Below are 17,444 nucleotides of genomic sequence, written 5' to 3'. Positions count from 1 at the left end.
TTTGAATATTCGTTTTTCGGTTTATCCGGCGAAGCGGTGACAGGGCTTGCCTGGCACCTCCACTTGCAGGCTCAGTACCGCACCGTCCAATGGGTGATCCAAGGGGCTGGCGGCGCTGGTGATATACAGGGTGGTCAGATCAGGCCCACCAAACACGCAACTGGTGGGGCGGCTGACGGGCAGTTCGACGATGCGGTCCACCTGCCCTTCAGGCGTCAGGCGCAGCAGGCAACTGCCGTCCCAGCGCGCATTCCAGATGTAGCCCTCACTGTCCATGGCCGAGCCGTCCGGCCCGCCGCGTTCGTGGGCAGCGAACCAGGTCCGGGCGGCGTCGAGCTGGCCGTCAGGCTGAATGGCATGCCGGTACAGCGTGCCATCCAGGCTGTCGCCGAAATGCACATGGCCGCCGTCGTCGCTCCATAACAGCGTGTTGGGAATGCCCAGCCCGCTCAGCAGCGGCGTGACCGTCGCATCGGCGTCGATACGAAACAGCCCGCCGGAGCGTCGCGTGATGGGCAGGTCTTCGCCGTGGGCGCCGATGTTGTTCTGCATGGTGCCCAGCCACAGTCGGCCCTGGGCATCGCAACGGGCTTCGTTGCCGCGGTTACCCGGTTGCGGGTCGGCCACGCACAGCAAAGTCAGGGCTTCGGTGTTCAAGTCCAGCCGGTACACACCGCTGCTCAGGGTCACCAGCGCATCCCCGCTTTCGCAGGGGATGAACGCCGAGACGTGCTCGGGTAATTGCCAGACTCGCAACTGCCCGTCCATCAGGCGCAGGGCCTGGCGGGCGGCGATATCCACCCAATACAGGGCCTGGGACGGAGCATCCCAGAACGGCCCTTCGCCCAACCGGGCACGGTGCGGGGTGACTGCGCTCAACGACATGAAGCCTCCGGATGACTTACAGGGATTCTCGAGACGGCGCGCCATCCACCAGCCGCTGGATACGCAACGGGTTAGCGTTTTTCAGCGCGTCGGGCAGCAGGCTATCAGGGTAGTTCTGGAAGCACACCGGGCGCAGGAACCGATCGATGGCCAAGGTGCCGACCGAAGTGCCACGGGCATCGGAGGTGGCCGGGTACGGCCCGCCGTGCACCATCGAATCGCAGACTTCCACACCGGTGGGGTAACCGTTGAGCAGGATGCGCCCGACTTTCTGCTCCAGCAGCGGCGTCAGCTCGGCGAACTGTTGCAGGTCAGCCGGTTCGCCAATGATGGTGGCGGTCAACTGCCCGTGCAGGCCCTGCAAGGCGGCGCTGAGCTGGGCCTGGTCGGCGACTTCGACGAACACCGTGGTCGGGCCGAACACTTCTTCCTGCAGCACTTCATCGCCGTCGATCAACAGGCGCACATCGGCCTTGAACAACTGCGGCTGGGCCTGGTTGCCCGATTGTGCGTTGCCCGCCAGGTGCTCGACACCGGGGTGAGACAGGAGCTTTTCCAGGCCCGTGCCGTAGCTGCCCAAGGTGCCCGCGTTAAGCATGGTTTGCGCTGGTTGCTCGCCGATCAGCTTCGCGACCTGTTGCGTGAACGCGCTGAACGCTGGGGACGCGATGCCGATCACCAGGCCAGGGTTGGTGCAGAACTGGCCGCAGCCTTGCACCACCGAGGCGGTCAGGTCGCGGGCGACGCTGTCGGCGCGGGCCTGCAGCGCCTGCGGCAGCACGATGACCGGGTTGATGCTCGACATCTCGGCAAACACCGGGATCGGCTGCGGGCGCGCCGCCGTCATATCGCACAGGGCACGGCCGCCCTTGAGCGAGCCGGTAAAGCCGACGGCCTGGATCGCCGGGTGCTTGACCAGCGCTTCGCCAACGCCGCCGCCGAAGATCATGTTGAACACGCCCGCCGGCATTTCGGTGGCTTGGGCCGCGCGGATGATCGCATCGGCCACCTGCTCCGCCGTCGCCATATGCCCGCTGTGGGCCTTGAATACCACCGGGCAACCGGCTGCCAGCGCAGCGGCGGTATCACCGCCGGCGGTGGAAAATGCCAGGGGGAAGTTACTGGCGCCGAACACCGCGACCGGGCCCAGGCCGATGCGGTATTGGCGCAGGTCCGGGCGCGGCAATGGCTGGCGATCCGGCAGCGCTTTGTCGATACGCGCGCCGTAGAAATCACCGCGACGCAACACGGTGGCGAACAGGCGCATCTGGCCGCTGGTACGCCCACGTTCGCCTTTGATGCGCGCCGCCGGCAAGGCGGTTTCGCGGCAGACCAGTGCGACGAAATCATCGCCCAATGCGTCCAGCTCGTCGGCAATCGCATCAAGAAATTGCGCACGGCGCGACGCGCTCAAGGCGCGGTAAGCCGGGTACGCGGCGGCGGCCGCTTTGGCGGCGGCATCGACCTCCTGCGGGGTGGCCTGGTAGAACGCCTGGGGCAAGGCTTCGCCGGTGGTGGCGTCGACGCTCTGCAACTGGGTGCTGCCGTTGGCACTGCGCTGGCCGCCGATGTAGTTGTGACCGAGGAACTGAGGCATGGGGCTCTCCTTTAAAGGGTAATGACGTTGCCGGGTGCGAATACCGCGTCGTCGCTGCCGACACGGTTGACCAGCGGCGCGCCGAATTCAGCCTGGGTAATCTCGAACACATCGCCGGCCTGGGTACGTATACCGTCGGCAAATGACAGCGTGGCAGTGCCGAAGAAGTGGATGTGCACATCGCCGGGCTTGAGGAACTGGCGGTATTTGAAGTGGTGGTATTCGAGGTTTTCCAGGCTGTGGCACATATTGGCCTCGCCGCTGAGGAATTCGTTCCGCCAGATTTCTTCGCCGTTACGCAGGATGCGGCTGGTGCCTGCCAGGTGCTGGGGCAACTCGCCCACGCGCAATTCCGGCCCGTAGCTGCAACTGCGCAGTTTGGAATGGGCCAGGTACAGGTAGTTCTTGCGTTCCATCACATGGTCGGAGAATTCGTTGCCCACCGCAAAGCCCACACGGTAGGGCTTGCTGTCCGGGCCGATCACGTAGAGGCCACCGATTTCCGGCTCTTCGCCGGCGTCTTCGGCAAACGGCGGTACCGGGAACGCTGCGCCGGGGCGCACCACGGTGCTGCCGTCGCCTTTATAGAACCACTCCGGTTGCACGCCCGCCTGCCCGGCGGCTGGCTTGCCGCCTTCAACGCCCCATTTGAAGATGCGCATGGTGTCGGTCAGGGCGGTGTCGTCACCGGCCTGGTGCATTTTGTCTCGCGCCGAGGCGCTGCCCAGGTGAGTCAAGCCGGTGCCGCTGATCAGCATATGGGCCGGGTCCGGGTGGTCCAGTGGCGGCAGCACCTTGAGTTCGGCCAACAGCGCAGCGTAGTCGTGGCCGTCGCCCAGGCCAAGGCTGTTCACCTGCTGCTCAAGGCCAACACCGGCTTCGATCGCGGCCAGGGCCAATTCACGCACGCTGCGCGCCGCCTGAACTTCGCGCAGCTGTGTGCCTTCCACTACGCCGACGCGGCGTTCGCCGTTGGGCAACTCGAACTGAACTAAACGCATGCCATTTCTCCTGAATTAAGTACGTGTGGCGCCACGGGCACTGGCGGCGAATTGGTCGGCGGGCAGCACATGCTTGCGTTCCAGCAGGCGGTAAACCACCAGGGTCAGCACCAGCCCGAACAGCATCACACCGGATAGGAAGTACAAGCCCGACGCCAGGTTGCCGGTGTATTCCTTGAGCGCACCGATCACGAACGGGCCGATGTAGCCGCCAAGGTTGCCCACCGAATTGATCAACGCGATACCGGCCGCCGCACTGGCACCGGCGAAGAAGCGCCCCGGCAAGGTCCAGAACACTGCAGTGCAGGAAAACATCGCGAACGCCGCCAGGCACAGCGCCGCCATCTGCAGCACCGGCACACTGAGCCAGGCGCTGAAGAACAGGCCGATGGCGCCCAGTACATAGAGCACGGCGAGGTGGCCGTAACGGTCATTCAAACGGTCGGAACTGCGCGGGATGATCAGCAGGCCGATGATGCCGAAAATGTACGGCACGGCGGAGATGAAACCGGTGGTGAGGTCACTGCCGCCAAATTGCTTGATCAAGGTCGGCAGCCACAGGCCCAGGCCGTAGATACTCAAGGTCACCGGCAGGTAGAACAGCGCCAGCAGCAACACGCGCTTGTCCTTGAGCGCATGCAGCGGGTTGCCGTGGCGGGTCTGGCCGTAGGCTTGCAGGTCTTTGTTGAGCTCACCGGTGAGCCAGGCCTTCTCTTCCTCGCTCATCCACTTGACTTGTTTAGGGCCGTCCGGCAGGTAGCGCAGCACCGGCCAGGTGAGCAGGATCGCCGGGATGCCGATCACGATGAACAGCCACTGCCAGCCGTGCAGGCCCAGGGTGCCGTCCATGCCCAGCAAACCGCCGGACACGGGCCCGGTAATCATCATCGCGATTGGTTGGGAGAGGATGAACAGCCCGAGGATCTTGCCGCGATGGCGCACCGGGAACCATTGGGTGATGTAGTACAGCACGCCCGGAAAGAACCCGGCCTCGGCCGCGCCGAGCAGAAAGCGCATCACATAGAAGCTGTGCGGCCCTTGTACAAAGGCCATGCCGATGGTGATGGTGCCCCAGGTGATCATGATGCGCGCGAACCAGCGCCGCGCGCCAAAGCGGTCGAGCATCAGGTTGCTGGGAATCTCGAACAGGAAGTAGCCAATGAAGAACAACCCCGCGCCCAAGCCATAGGCCGCATCGCCGATGCCGACGTCGGCGCCCATGTGCAGCTTGGCGAAGCCCACGGCGGAGCGGTCCACGTAGGCAATCAGGTACAGCAGGATCAGGAAGGGAATCAATTTCAGCGTGATGCGCTGAATAAGCCGCAGTTCCTGGCTCATGGGGTCGATCTCCGATTGTTGTTTTTATAGAAGCTCGGGGGACGCCTCTCGCGAAAATCCGCCAGGGTCATACCTCAGTTGAGAAAGACTATATAGTAGGACTATTTGCAAAACAACTCTTCCAAAGCTTCGATTTTGCGCTTATGTTTAACCACGCTCAGAACATATAGTCATACAATAAGAGAATCGATCATGTCTGATAAAAAGCCCGGCCTACGCTCCGCCCAGTGGTTCGGTACTGCCGACAAGAACGGCTTCATGTACCGCAGCTGGATGAAGAACCAGGGCATTGCCGACCATCAGTTCCATGGCAAGCCGATCATCGGCATCTGCAACACCTGGTCGGAGCTGACCCCGTGCAACGCGCACTTCCGCCAGATCGCCGAGCACGTTAAACGCGGTGTGATCGAAGCCGGTGGCTTCCCGGTAGAATTTCCGGTGTTCTCCAACGGCGAATCCAACCTGCGCCCCACTGCCATGCTGACGCGCAACCTGGCGAGCATGGACGTGGAAGAAGCGATTCGCGGCAACCCGATCGATGGCGTGGTGCTGCTCACCGGCTGCGACAAAACCACCCCGGCGCTGCTGATGGGCGCCGCCAGTTGTGATGTGCCGGCCATCGTCGTCACCGGCGGGCCGATGCTCAACGGCAAGCACAAGGGCCAGGACATCGGCTCGGGCACGGTGGTGTGGCAGCTCAGCGAACAGGTCAAGGCCGGCACCATTACCCTGGATGATTTCCTCGCGGCCGAAGGCGGCATGTCGCGCTCGGCGGGTACCTGCAACACCATGGGCACCGCGTCGACCATGGCCTGCATGGCCGAGGCATTGGGCACCTCTCTGCCCCACAACGCGGCGATTCCGGCAGTGGATGCGCGGCGTTATGTGCTGGCGCACATGTCGGGCATGCGTGCAGTGGAGATGGTGCGCGAAGACTTGAAGCTGTCGAAGATCCTCACCAAGGAAGCCTTCGAAAACGCGATCCGGGTGAACGCGGCCATCGGCGGTTCGACCAATGCGGTGATCCACTTGAAAGCCATCGCCGGGCGCATCGGCGTCGAGCTGGACTTGGACGACTGGACCCGCATCGGGCGTGGCATGCCGACCATCGTCGACCTGCAACCCTCGGGGCGCTTCCTGATGGAAGAGTTCTACTACGCCGGCGGCCTGCCCGCCGTACTGCGCCGCCTGGGCGAAGCCAACCTGATCCCGCACCCGAATGCCTTGACCGTCAACGGCAAAACCTTGGGCGAGAACACCAAGGACTCACCGATCTACGGCCAGGACGAAGTGATCCGCACCCTCGACAACCCGATCCGCGCCGACGGCGGCATCTGCGTGCTGCGCGGTAACCTGGCGCCGCTGGGTGCAGTGCTCAAGCCGTCTGCCGCCAGCGCCGAGCTGATGCAGCACCGAGGCCGCGCAGTAGTGTTCGAAAACTTCGACATGTACAAAGCGCGCATCAATGACCCCGAGCTGGACGTGGACGCCAACTCGATCCTGGTCATGAAAAACTGCGGACCCAAGGGTTACCCAGGCATGGCCGAAGTCGGCAACATGGGCCTGCCGGCCAAATTGCTGGCCCAGGGCGTGACCGACATGGTGCGGATTTCCGATGCGCGCATGAGCGGTACCGCCTATGGCACGGTGGTGCTGCATGTGGCGCCGGAAGCCGCAGCGGGCGGGCCGTTGGCGGCCGTGCAGGAAGGTGACTGGATCGAACTCGACTGCGCCAACGGGCGCTTGCACCTGGACATTCCCGACGCCGAATTGGCGTCGCGCATGGCCGACCTGGCGCCGCCCGAGAAGCTCATCGTCGGCGGCTATCGCCAGCTGTACATCGACCATGTGCTGCAGGCCGACCAGGGTTGCGACTTCGACTTCCTGGTGGGCTGCCGTGGCGCCGAAGTCCCACGGCATTCCCACTAATTGGGATGCTATGATGCGGCGAATTTAAGCCAGAGCCTGCCCGTCGTTATGGATCACCAGCCGCCCAAGCCGCGCAAGAGCATGCATGCCCAGATCGTTCAGGACTTGGGCATGCACATCGTTTCCGGGCGCTTCAAGCCGGAAGAAAGACTGCCCATGGAAGCCACGCTGTGCGAGGAATACAAGGTCAGCCGTTCGGTGTTGCGCGAGGCGACGCGGGTGCTCAGCGCCAAGGGCCTGGTGTATTCCAAGCCTCGGGTGGGCGCCGTGGTGCGGCCACGCTTGAAGTGGCACCTGCTCGACCCGGACGTGCTGTCCTGGTTGATGCAGTCCACACCCCACAGCGAGTTTTTCAACACGCTGGCCGGGGTGCGGCGCATCCTCGAACCGGAAATCGCCGCCATGGCCGCGACTACCGCCACCGATGAAGACATCGCCACCATCGAAAAAGCCTATGTGGGCATGGAAACCGCGAAAACCCACGAAGACCTGTTGCAGGCCGACTTGGACTTTCACCGCGCCATTGCCGACGCCACACGCAACGACCTGCTCGCCTATATGTGCAACATGCTCTCTTTGCCGTTGCGCGAGTCGATCAACATCACCAACCGTCGCCCGGATATCCAGGGCCTGAGCCTGCCCCGGCACAAGGCGATCCTCACCGCGATCAAAAACCGCGACGCGCTGGGTGCACGGCATGCATCGCTGGTGCAGTTGGATGACACACGGGTGGCGTTGGATACAGTGATGAATGTGCTCACGCCGTTGTAGCGCGCCCAGGGGATAAATGGGATCAAATGTGGGAGGGGGCTTGCCCCCGATAGCGGTATATCAGTCAAAAATATTGAGACTGACACACCGCAATCGGGAGCAAGCCCCCTCCCACATTTGGAACTGTGTACAGCGTCAGAGGGTGTAGGAGATTCCGACCTGCACCGTGCGCGGTGCGCCTGGATAGGCGTAGATATTGCCGAACGCGCCCTCCTCATACTCGCGGTTGAACAGGTTTTTCACGTCCAGGTTCAGGCGTACCTGTTCGTTGACCTTGTAGTAGCCCAGCAGGTCGACCACGGTGTAGGCGTCCATCGAGAAGGCGGTATTGGCGGTCTGGCCGGCGCGCTGGTCGACGTATTTGCCGCCGGCGCCGAGACCCAGGCCCTTGAGGGCGCCGTCCTGGAACTCATAGACGTTGAGCAGGCTGAAGCTGTTGCGCGGAATATTCAACAAGCGCGTGCCGGAGCGGATGCTGTTGTCCTTGGTGACTTCGGCGTCCACGTAGGCATAGCCGCCGATGATGCGCCACTCAGGCGTGAGGTTGCCCGCGACGTTGAGGTCAAAGCCTCGGCTGCGCACTTCCCCCGCTGCGACGCTGAACGTGTTGACCACCGGGTCGGTGGTCAGTACGTTTTTCTTGTCGATCTGATAGATCGAAGCGTCAACGCTCAGTTGGCGGTCCAGGGCTTCCCACTTGATCCCCATCTCATAGGACTTGCCCTTTTCTGGCGCGAAGCCACCGCCTTCGCGTGCCGCACCGGTGTTCGGCTTGAACGAACGTGCGGCGTCGGCATACACCGCGACGGTATCGGTGAGGTCGTAGATCACACCCACACGTGGGGTGACGGCGTTTTCTGCGCTCTGGAAGGGGTTCACGCCGGGCACATAACTTTCATAGTCATGTTCAAACCGTTCGAAACGTGCACCGGCCAGGACTTTCAAGCGCTCGGTCAGGGCCACTTGGTCCTGCACGAAGGCCGCGTAGGTCTTGAGGTTTTCCTTGTCATGGGTCGGCGTGCGCGTCAGCGGTGGGCGCGCCTGGCCGTAGACCGGGTTGAAGATATCGATCGGGTAAGTGCCCGCAGTGGCGCTGGAGCGCTGGATGATCGACTTATAGTCGTAGTCTTCGTACTCGATGCCGGTCAGCAAGGTGTGCTCGAAACCAGCGGTGGAGAAATGCCCGGTCAGGTTGAGCTGATAGTCCTTGTCGGTCCACTCCAGCTTGCGGTAGTTAAAATTGCGTTCCAGGGTACGGCCATCGGCGCCCAGGCCGTTAGCCTCGATTGCGTTGCCCTTCAACGTCCCCTCCAACCACTGGAAACCGCCGCCCAACGTCCAGTTGTCATTGAGCGCATGCTCGAAACGCAACTGCGCCATGTTGTTGTCGTTGTGCAGCTTGCCCACGTCCTTGTCGCCCCAGAACGTCTCGCGCGACGGCGTGCCTCGCTGATTCGGATAACGCGTCAGGCCACGGTCCAAGGGGGCATTGTTACGCATGAAGTCGCCTTCGAAAATCACCTTGGTGTCATCGCTGGCCTGCCAGGTGAGCACCGGTGTCACGCCGTAGCGTTCGGTCTCGACATGATCGCGGAAGGTGTCGCCGCCCTCGCCCACCACGTTCAGGCGATAGGCCAGGCGGCCTGCTTCGTCCAGCGGGCCGGAGGCATCCAGGGTGCCGCGCTTCATGCCTTGGTCATTGACTTGGCTGCCCAGGGTGACGCTGCGTTCGGCCAGCGGCTGCTTGGACACCACGTTGAACGTGCCACCGGGGTCGCCACGGCCGTAGAGCATGGTCGCCGGGCCGCGCAACACCTCGAGGCGCTCGATGGTATTGGCATCCGGCATGTTCGGGTAACCGCGATTGATCGGGAAACCGTTGCGGTAGAACTCACCGGTGGTAAAGCCACGCACGGTGAAGGTGGTCAGGCCCTGGCCACCGAAGTTGTTGGCGCGGCCAACCCCGCCGGCATAGTCAAGGGCATCCTGCAGGCGCGTCGCGCTGATGTCTTCGACCACATCCCTGGACACCACGCTGATGGACTGCGGGGTTTCATGAATCGAGGTGTCGGTGCGCGTCGCACTGGCTGATCGCGTGGCATGGTAGCCCTGCACCGGGCCCTGGGCTGACTCAAAATCCGCCGTGGCGGTCACATTGGTTGCTTGCAGCTCGATACCGGCCTTTTCAGCCGGGGACTCTTCTGCCCAGCTAAAAGGGGAAAACGCCTGAAGCACACAGATGGAAATCAGGGTACGACGCATGGATGTTGAACCTAGTGAATGAGCCAGATGGGGCGGCAAACCTGCCAAGAATTCGCCGCGCATCATATATCAACGCATTCGCGTTTGACATCCATTCTCATTTGTTATTTTTCGCGTATCGCCTTTGTATCGATTGGCTCGGTATTCCTGATGTCCATAAACCAAATGTGGGAGGGGGCTTGCTCCCGATGGCGGTGGATCAGCAGCCTATCTGGCACTGACCCACCGCTATCGGGAGCAAGCCCCCTCCCACAGTTTTACCGAGTCGCTAGCTCAGCGATAACGTTCCAACCAATGCGCATACGGCGCCGGCAAGGTCCAGGACGACTTGTCCACGCCCAGTTCCTTGGCCGCAAAGTACGCCCAATGCGGATCTGCCAAGTGCGCGCGGCCCACGGAGACCAGGTCAAGATGCCCGGCCTGCAGCGCGCTTTCGGCCAGTTGCGGTGTACCAAAGCCCCACGCCGAGGTCACCGGAATACCGGCTTCACGGCGCACACGTTCGGCAATCGGGCCCATGAACGCCGGGCCCCACGGGATGTTGGTGTCGGGAATGGTGAACCCAACGCTGACGCTCAGCAGGTCCAGGCCACCGGCCTTGAATCGGCGGGCCAGTTCGATGGACTCGGTGAGGGTCTGCTCATCACGGCCGTCGTACTCAATCACGCCGAAGCGGGCGGTGAGCGGCAGGTTTTCCGGCCAGACTTCACGCACGGCGGCCAGGGTTTCCAGGAGGAAGCGGCTGCGGTTGTCGAAGCTGCCACCGTAGGCGTCGGTACGCTGGTTGGAGTGTTCGGAGAAAAAGCTCTGGCCCAGGTAGCCATGGGCGAAGTGCAGCTCGATCCATTCAAAACCGGCGTCACGGGCACGACGGGCGGCGTCGACGAAGTCTTGCTGGACGCGGGCGATATCCTCCAGGGTCATGGCACGCGGCACGTTGGGCAGGTTCGCGCCGAACGCAATAGCCGACGGGGCGATGGTTTCCCAGCTGCGGGCATCGGAGGCCGGGATGTGGTCGTCGCCTTCCCATGGACGGTTGGCGCTGGCTTTGCGGCCGGCGTGGGCAATCTGGATACCGGGTACGGAACCTGCAGCCTTGATCGCCTTGACCATCGGCACGAACGCCTCGGCATGGGCATCGCTCCAGATACCGGCGCAGCCTGGGGTGATACGCCCCTCCGGCGCGACGGCAGTGGCCTCGACCACCAGCAGGCCAGCACCGCCACGGGCCATGCCGGCCAGGTGCACGTGGTGCCAGTCATTGACCATGCCGTCGTCGGCCATGTATTGGCACATCGGCGGGATGGCAATGCGATTACGCAGGGTTACGTCTTTGAGTTTGAACGGTTCGAACAAAGCGGACATCAGATACTCCGGATAAGCGTGCGTGATTCGATAGTTCGATGGTAATCGAACTATGGTATTCAACGCTACCCCCCTGTTATGATCCGCGTCATGCGAGCCTTCAAACACCCTACCCCGCAAGAGCTGACACTTGAGCGCGTGCTCTACGCCCTCAGCGACCCCGTGCGCCTGGAAATCGTGCGCTGCCTGGCAAGCGTGCCCGAAGCCACGTGTGGCGAACTGGACGGCGGGCGCCCCAAATCGAGCATGTCCCACCACTTCAGGGTGTTACGTGATGCGGGCCTGGTGAACACCCGCAATGTCGGCACCACCCACATGAACTCGTTGCGTCGCGAAGAGCTCGAAGGTCGCTTCCCCGGGTTGTTGGCGAGTGTGCTTGCCCAACGGTGAACACCGGCCCCTGCGCTTCAGGCCGTGACCGGCCGCAGCGGCGCGCCATCCAGATGCACACAGTCCTTGCCATTGCGCTTGGCGCCATACAGGTTTTTGTCGGCTAACTTGAGTACCGTCGACAAGTCGTCACCTGCCGAAAAGCGCGCCATGCCGGCACTGCACGTGTAGTTGTGAGGCGGGGCGACGCTGCAGCGGATCGCCTGCAACAGATCCAGCACAAACTCGCCGGCCAGCGCCGGGTCATCGCCCTGCAACAACACGCCGAACTCTTCCCCACCGATGCGTCCAAAGCTGTGGCTGCCTTTGGCGTTTTTCAGGCAGAGCGCCATGGCGCGCAAAATCTTATCGCCGACGTCGTGGCCGTACAGGTCATTCTTGGCCTTGAAGCTGTCGATATCCAACATGATGAAGTAGCCGCCCTGGCCACTGTCGAGCAACTTTTCGAAGCTTTGCATGAACGCGCGCCGGTTGAGGATAGAGGTCAGGTAATCGGTCTCGGCCAATGCGCGAAACTCACTTTCCACCAGCAACACCGAACGCAGGTTCTTCAAGTATGAGTAACTCAGGATGAAACCGATCGACACTGACGACGCGCAAAATATCAGCAGATAACTTTGGGTGCCGACATAGAGTTCGGCCTGCATCGGCGACCACAGGATAAGCCAGACCGACAGGGCGCCGACCAGATAATCCTGGACACTGATAAACAGGATCGCGCTGCCGACCACCAGTGTGACGGCCAGGGGCAAGCCGTAGATACGCAATGGCGGATTCAAGTGAATGATGTAGGCAAACCCCACCGACAACAGCACGATATAGGTCACCCCCAGCAACCGCCACAACAGGAAGTTCGTCGTCAGCGAATGAAAACGGCACACAACTAACAGGCCGAGGGTGACGCTCAACACATACGGGTCGAACATCATGGCCTGGATCAAGCCGATACCAGTCCAGGCAACGATGCCTATCCATTCGGCTTGCGTTACCGCAGGCGACAGCAACCGGCGCATCCTGGGCCTTAACTTCAAGTGAGCAGGCATCCCTACGCTCCCATTTCAATAGCATGCAGGCCAACCGCAAATGAAAAGGCCATGAACCGCTTTACCAGGCTGACAAAGGGCGGCAAAACTTCCAGCCGGGTCTTGGAGTGCGCTTTGAAATAGCCTTTTTCCACGCCCTCCTGCACCATCCGAATAATGTGGGTCTTGGACACCGACAGTTGCTTGGCCAATGCCAGATACGAAGATGACCTGAACGTCGCCCGATCATTTTCCGGTGCAAAGGCATCGTTATAAATGGCCAACATCAACAGGTGCCCGGCGTCCCTTTTAACCAGCCAGTAACACTCGGGCAGCAATACATCGACCGTGAGGTCGGCGTCGAGAATGATGGCAAACCCCTTGAAGTAAAGGGCCAGGAAACCGCGGTCATCCAACTCACGCAATTGCTGAAAAATCGCCCTCTCGGGGTACAACCGCGCCAACGACTCCGTGAGGGAGGTCAACATCAGGCGCGCTTCACGGCAGGCTTCGTCCGAGGGCGCATACACCCTGAAGCGACTGTCTTCAGGGTGCGGCGCAACCTCCATGAAGCCCAGCGCACGAAACAACAGAAAGATCGACTCCAGGCTGTTTTTCGAACAATACCTGCGCGTCACGCACAGGTTTTTAACTTCGGACAACAACGGCAGCGGTGTGGCGAAGTACTCGCTCAATAACGCAAACGACACCATCAAACGGCTGTATTTAAGTGCACTCTTATAGAAAAACGGTCGTCTGGAATAGGGCACGAGCAGCACGTGGTAATGCGCTCTCAAGCACGATTCAAAATCCCTATGACGTTCGAGCGCTTGCGCGGTATTACACATAGCCGACTTCAACGAACTGACATGCATGAAAGAGCCCTGATCATCCAACTTGATTCCACTGATCTCAGCTACGAAATCCCTGCAGCCCGGCCCCAAAACAAATCACGTGGTAAACCCTGCGGTTAATGGCTTTTTGCCTCGGCGCAATGTACAGCGATTGCCGCGCCAGACGACATCAGTACCAAAGTTGTTCCAGATTTCCCGAACCGGATCCCGTCAGGCGAACCTTCACCCGTCTACGGCGTCGTAACCTGGCACTGTTGCCAACCGCACGCCGCGAGGTTCTCGTTTGAAAGCTGCCCTTCTCAAGAAATACCGCCTGATCATCAAGACCATGGGCTATGTGGGCTGGGCCCTGTTCTGGCTGTTGCTGTGGGATATCGCCGTCACGGTGGATTTCATGCTGTTCCTCAACTCCAAGATCAACCTGCCGCTGATGCCCCTGACCTTGCTGGGTTCGGCACTGGTGGTGCTGATCAGTTTCCGTAACAGCAGCGCCTACAACCGCTGGTGGGAAGCGCGCACCTTATGGGGCTCGATGGTCAACAACTCGCGCAGCTTCGCGCGCCAGGTATTGACCCTGCTGGACGATCCCGACAGCGAAGTGAACCCGATCAAATCCACGCTGTTGCGCCGTCATGTGGCCTATGTGAATTGCCTGGCCGCGCACCTCAAAGGCGAGCCCTGCCCGGAGGAAGTGCGCGCGTTCATCCCTGACGCGGAATTCGCCCGCAATGGCGCCACCAACAACTTCGCCAACGACATCCTCACCGGCTCGGCCGCCTTGCTGGCCCGGGAATACAAGGCCGGTCATCTGGACAGCATCCGCCTGGCGCGGTTGGAGTCGACCCTGGTGGACCTGTCCAATGCCCAGGGCGGCATGGAGCGGATCGCCAACACGCCGCTGCCCTACCCTTACGTGTATTTCCCACGTCTGTTCATTTCGCTGTTCTGCCTGATCGTGCCCGTGGGCCTGGTGGAATCCCTCGGCTGGTTCACCCCGCTGGCCTCCACGGTGGTGGGTTTCATGCTGCTGGCCATCGAACGCATCGGCACCGACCTGCAAAGCCCGTTTCGCTCCAGTGAACATCAGATTCAAATGGAAGCGATCTGCGAAACCATCGAGAAGAACCTGCAGTCGATGCGTCGTGACGCCCTGGCCGGTGACCAGATCGGCTGATTGCCCCCCTCCCCTCAAGTGCCGCCGCCCTCGGTCGATATACCGAGGGTAAGCATGACCATGTCCTCATAAAACGCATGCGACGCACAGCACGACCGTTTTCTCCCTTGCCAAAACTATAAATACCCGCGGGTGAAGTCATGAATATCAAGCAGAAGCTGACATGGGCGTTTGCGGCCATCGCGTGCCTCCCGGTCATCCTGGTCGCGATGATCGTGGTGCTGAATGTGCGCGAAGGCGCCCTCGCCAACTTTCTCGACAGCAGCGGCCGCGAGATCCGCCAGATCGACAATGGCATGAAGCAGTTTTTCGACGGCATCAGCCAGAACGTCGAGTACGTGGCCAAGGACCCGCGCGTTATCGCGGCCAAGGACCTGAAGAGCTACGCCAGCGCGGACGCCGCGCAAATCCCGCTGACACCGACCAATACCGAACTGCTGGCGATTTTCGACCAGTTCGCCAAAAGCCATCCCAGCACTGCCTACCTGTCCCTGGGCCTGCGCGACGGCGGCTACGCCAGCTGGCCGGACGACACCAAACTGACCAACTACGACCCACGCGTACGCCCCTGGTACCAGGCGGCCATTGCTGCGCCAGGCAAGACCGTGCGCACCGGTGCCTATTACTGGGCACCGGACGATGTGGTGCTGATCGGTACCGTGCATACCGTCGCCGACACCACTGGCAATATCCTTGGCGTGGTCGGCCTGGACGTGTCGCTCAAGCAGCTCACCGAACTGGTGCGCACCATCAAGCTGGGCGACAGCGGCTACCTGATGCTGGTGGAAGGCAACGGCAACGTGCTGGTAGACCCCAGCGATGCCAAGCACAACTTCAAGCCCCTGGCCGATCTGGGGCCCAACTACGCCGAACTGGCCAAGGGCGGCGACGGCGTGACCCGGATCGACATCGACGGCGTGGCCTATATGGCCAACGTGGTCAGCTCCAAAGACCTGGGCTGGCGCTTTATCGGCCTGATCAAGCGTGACGAAGTGATGGCCGGCGCCACCCGCCTGACGTGGTTGATCGCCGCCATCGCCGCCGTCTTGGCGGTGGTATTCGCCATCGTCGGCGCCAGTTTCGCCCGCGTGATCGTGCGCCCGATTCGCGGGGTGGCCGACGGCCTGCAGGAAATTGCCGAAGGTGAAGGCGACCTCACGCGCCAGCTCAAGGTGCAGGGCAAAGACGAAACCGCCAGCCTGGCCGGCTGGTTCAACCAGTTCCTGAGCATGATCGCCCAGTTGGTGCAGCGCATCGGCAACGCGTCTTCGGACCTGCAAACCGCCGCCGCCGACACCCGTGAAGTAGCCAATAACATGAACCAGGCCGCCGGCCGCCAACGCGAAGCCGTGGAACTGGTGAGCACCGCCTTCAACGAAATGGTGGCCACCGCCAATGAAGTGGCGCGCTCGTGCAGCGCCGCCGCGTCGAGTGCCGACGAAGGCTATCGCGACGTACACAACGGCCAGCAGCACATCGGCGAAGCCACCGGCAGCGTGCTCAAGCTCAGCGAAGACCTGCAGAAATCCACGCAGACCATGCAGTTGCTCGAACAAGACAGCCAGAACATCAACGCCATCCTCGATACCATCCGCTCGATTGCCGAACAGACCAACCTGCTGGCGCTTAACGCTGCGATTGAAGCCGCACGCGCCGGCGATCAGGGCAGAGGTTTCGCCGTGGTCGCCGACGAAGTCCGCGCCCTCGCCCGCCGCACCGCCGACTCCACCGGCGAGATCGACAGCCTGCTGGGCAATCTTGCCCGCCGCACCAAGGAAGTCACCCAGCAAATGCAAAGCAGCCTGCAGGGGTCGCACACCAGCGTGGAACGCATCCAGCAGGCCCGCGACAGCTTCGACAAGATTCGCGGTTCGGTGGATTCGATTCGCGACCAGAACACCCAGATCGCCACCGCCGCCGAAGAGCAGCACCAAGTGGCCGAAGAGATCAACCGGCACATCGCACAGATTCATGCCGATGCGCAGTTGGTTGAAGAGTTTGCGCATACGGCGCAGAGCGGGTCGGGGCGTTTGACCGACATTTCCGGTCAGCTCAACGGTCTGGTGGGCCGCTTCAAGTTCTGACGTCCTCTCCCAAGGCAGGCGGTGAGCCCTTCACCGCCTGATCGCTGCATACCCCCCTCCTCAACAAACCCACGCACGCCTGCCTGGGATCTTGCCGCACGCCTATTGCGCTTCTCGTATTATGGTATACCATCATACGCAGACCCTCACTGAGACGGAGCAGCCCATGAGTTTCGAAATCCGCAAGATCGTCAGTTATGTAGAAGAGACCTTTATCGAGGGCGGCAAAGCCTCCGACACGCCCGTGAAAATGGTCGGCCTGGCCGTGGTACTGAAAAACCCCTGGCTGGGCCGTGGTTTCGTCGAAGACCTGAAGCCGGAGATCCGCGCTAACTGCTCCGACCTCGGCGCGCTGATGGTCGAGCGCCTGGTGGGCATCATCGGCGGTGCCGACAAGATCGAGGCCTACGGCAAAGCGGCCGTGGTAGGCGCCGATGGCGAGATCGAACACGCGAGCGCGATCATCCATACCCTGCGCTTCGGCAACCACTACCGTGAAGCCGTCAAGGCCAAAAGCTACCTGAGCTTCACCAACAAGCGCGGCGGCCCGGGTACCTCGATCCAGATTCCAATGATGCACAAGGACGACGAAGGCCTGCGCTCGCACTACATCACCCTGGAAATGCAAATCGAAGACGCGCCGCGCGCTGACGAAATCGTCGTCGTGCTGGGCTGCGCCGATGGCGGTCGCCTGCACCCACGGATCGGCAACCGTTACATCGACCTGGAAGAGCTGGCGGCTGAAAAAGCCCAGTAAGCGACACCGGCCATA

At 61.7% G+C, this 17,444-nt stretch carries 13 protein-coding genes and 2 pseudogenes; 7 read left to right on the top strand and 8 right to left on the bottom strand.

The window, feature by feature from the left end; all coding sequences use genetic code 11:
- Window positions 1-21: 21 nt before the first annotated feature.
- Genes C4J90_RS11375 through C4J90_RS11360 form a run of 4 tightly spaced genes read right to left on the bottom strand, consistent with a single transcriptional unit; the run spans window position 22 to window position 4,821 of the window.
- Complete coding sequence (locus tag C4J90_RS11375) at window positions 22-885, bottom strand: SMP-30/gluconolactonase/LRE family protein (protein ID WP_124419787.1); 864 nt, start codon at window positions 883-885, stop codon at window positions 22-24.
- 16 nt (window positions 886-901) lie between these two features.
- A complete protein-coding gene (locus C4J90_RS11370) occupies window positions 902-2,482 on the bottom strand; it encodes an aldehyde dehydrogenase (NADP(+)) (protein WP_124419786.1) in 1,581 nt (526 codons plus the stop codon).
- Window positions 2,483-2,493: 11 nt separating this feature from the next.
- A complete protein-coding gene (gene araD1 / locus C4J90_RS11365; protein WP_124419785.1) occupies window positions 2,494-3,483 on the bottom strand; it encodes an AraD1 family protein in 990 nt (329 codons plus the stop codon).
- A gap of 15 nt (window positions 3,484-3,498) precedes the next feature.
- On the bottom strand, window positions 3,499-4,821 hold the full coding sequence (locus C4J90_RS11360) for an MFS transporter (RefSeq protein ID WP_124419784.1): 1,323 nt from the start codon (window positions 4,819-4,821) through the stop codon (window positions 3,499-3,501).
- 192 nt (window positions 4,822-5,013) lie between these two features.
- Here C4J90_RS11360 and C4J90_RS11355 point away from each other — a divergent pair, with 192 nt between their 5' ends.
- Window positions 5,014-6,750 carry an IlvD/Edd family dehydratase gene (locus C4J90_RS11355; protein ID WP_124362469.1) on the top strand — a complete coding sequence of 579 codons (1,737 nt, stop codon included), beginning with the start codon at window positions 5,014-5,016 and terminating at the stop codon, window positions 6,748-6,750.
- Window positions 6,751-6,798: 48 nt separating this feature from the next.
- Window positions 6,799-7,521, top strand: coding sequence for a FadR/GntR family transcriptional regulator (locus C4J90_RS11350; RefSeq protein WP_124362468.1), 723 nt, complete (start codon window positions 6,799-6,801; stop codon window positions 7,519-7,521).
- Window positions 7,522-7,656: 135 nt separating this feature from the next.
- Here the strand turns inward: C4J90_RS11350 and C4J90_RS11345 are convergent, their stop codons facing one another.
- On the bottom strand, window positions 7,657-9,783 hold the full coding sequence (locus tag C4J90_RS11345) for a TonB-dependent siderophore receptor (RefSeq protein WP_124419783.1): 2,127 nt from the start codon (window positions 9,781-9,783) through the stop codon (window positions 7,657-7,659).
- A 273-nt stretch (window positions 9,784-10,056) separates the two neighbouring features.
- Window positions 10,057-11,148: an NADH:flavin oxidoreductase/NADH oxidase gene (locus C4J90_RS11340; protein ID WP_124419782.1), complete on the bottom strand. Its 1,092-nt coding sequence runs from the start codon at window positions 11,146-11,148 to the stop codon at window positions 10,057-10,059.
- A 90-nt stretch (window positions 11,149-11,238) separates the two neighbouring features.
- Here C4J90_RS11340 and C4J90_RS11335 point away from each other — a divergent pair, with 90 nt between their 5' ends.
- Entirely contained in the window at window positions 11,239-11,538 is a 300-nt protein-coding gene (locus tag C4J90_RS11335) for a helix-turn-helix transcriptional regulator (protein ID WP_124362465.1), read from the top strand.
- A gap of 17 nt (window positions 11,539-11,555) precedes the next feature.
- Here the strand turns inward: C4J90_RS11335 and C4J90_RS11330 are convergent, their stop codons facing one another.
- Together C4J90_RS11330 and C4J90_RS11325 are read right to left on the bottom strand one after the other, a co-directional pair.
- Window positions 11,556-12,581: a GGDEF domain-containing protein gene (locus C4J90_RS11330; protein ID WP_124419781.1), complete on the bottom strand. Its 1,026-nt coding sequence runs from the start codon at window positions 12,579-12,581 to the stop codon at window positions 11,556-11,558.
- Window positions 12,582-12,583: 2 nt separating this feature from the next.
- Window positions 12,584-13,435, bottom strand: a complete 852-nt coding sequence (locus C4J90_RS11325; protein WP_177412812.1) for a hypothetical protein — start codon at window positions 13,433-13,435, stop codon at window positions 12,584-12,586.
- 262 nt (window positions 13,436-13,697) lie between these two features.
- Between C4J90_RS11325 and C4J90_RS11320 the strand changes: the two genes are divergently transcribed.
- The 4 genes and pseudogenes from C4J90_RS11320 to C4J90_RS11310 all read left to right on the top strand — a co-directional run bounded on the left by C4J90_RS11320 (window position 13,698) and on the right by C4J90_RS11310 (window position 17,429).
- Window positions 13,698-14,588 (top strand): bestrophin family protein, encoded by an 891-nt coding sequence (locus C4J90_RS11320; protein ID WP_124362462.1) that lies wholly within the window; start codon window positions 13,698-13,700, stop codon window positions 14,586-14,588.
- A 140-nt stretch (window positions 14,589-14,728) separates the two neighbouring features.
- A pseudogene (locus tag C4J90_RS27420) lies at window positions 14,729-15,808 on the top strand (cache domain-containing protein); the annotation flags it as partial.
- 327 nt (window positions 15,809-16,135) lie between these two features.
- Window positions 16,136-16,672 (top strand): annotated as a pseudogene (locus tag C4J90_RS27415) (methyl-accepting chemotaxis protein); the annotation flags it as partial.
- Between the two features lie 166 nt (window positions 16,673-16,838).
- Entirely contained in the window at window positions 16,839-17,429 is a 591-nt protein-coding gene (locus C4J90_RS11310) for an amino acid synthesis family protein (RefSeq protein ID WP_124362460.1), read from the top strand.
- Window positions 17,430-17,444 lie beyond the last annotated feature (15 nt).

The organism is Pseudomonas sp. R2-60-08W (assembly GCF_003852335.1).
Classification (GTDB): Bacteria; Pseudomonadota; Gammaproteobacteria; order Pseudomonadales; family Pseudomonadaceae; genus Aquipseudomonas.
The sequence above is the reverse complement of the archived record's forward strand: the minus strand, read 5'-3'. Positions and strand labels throughout refer to the sequence as shown.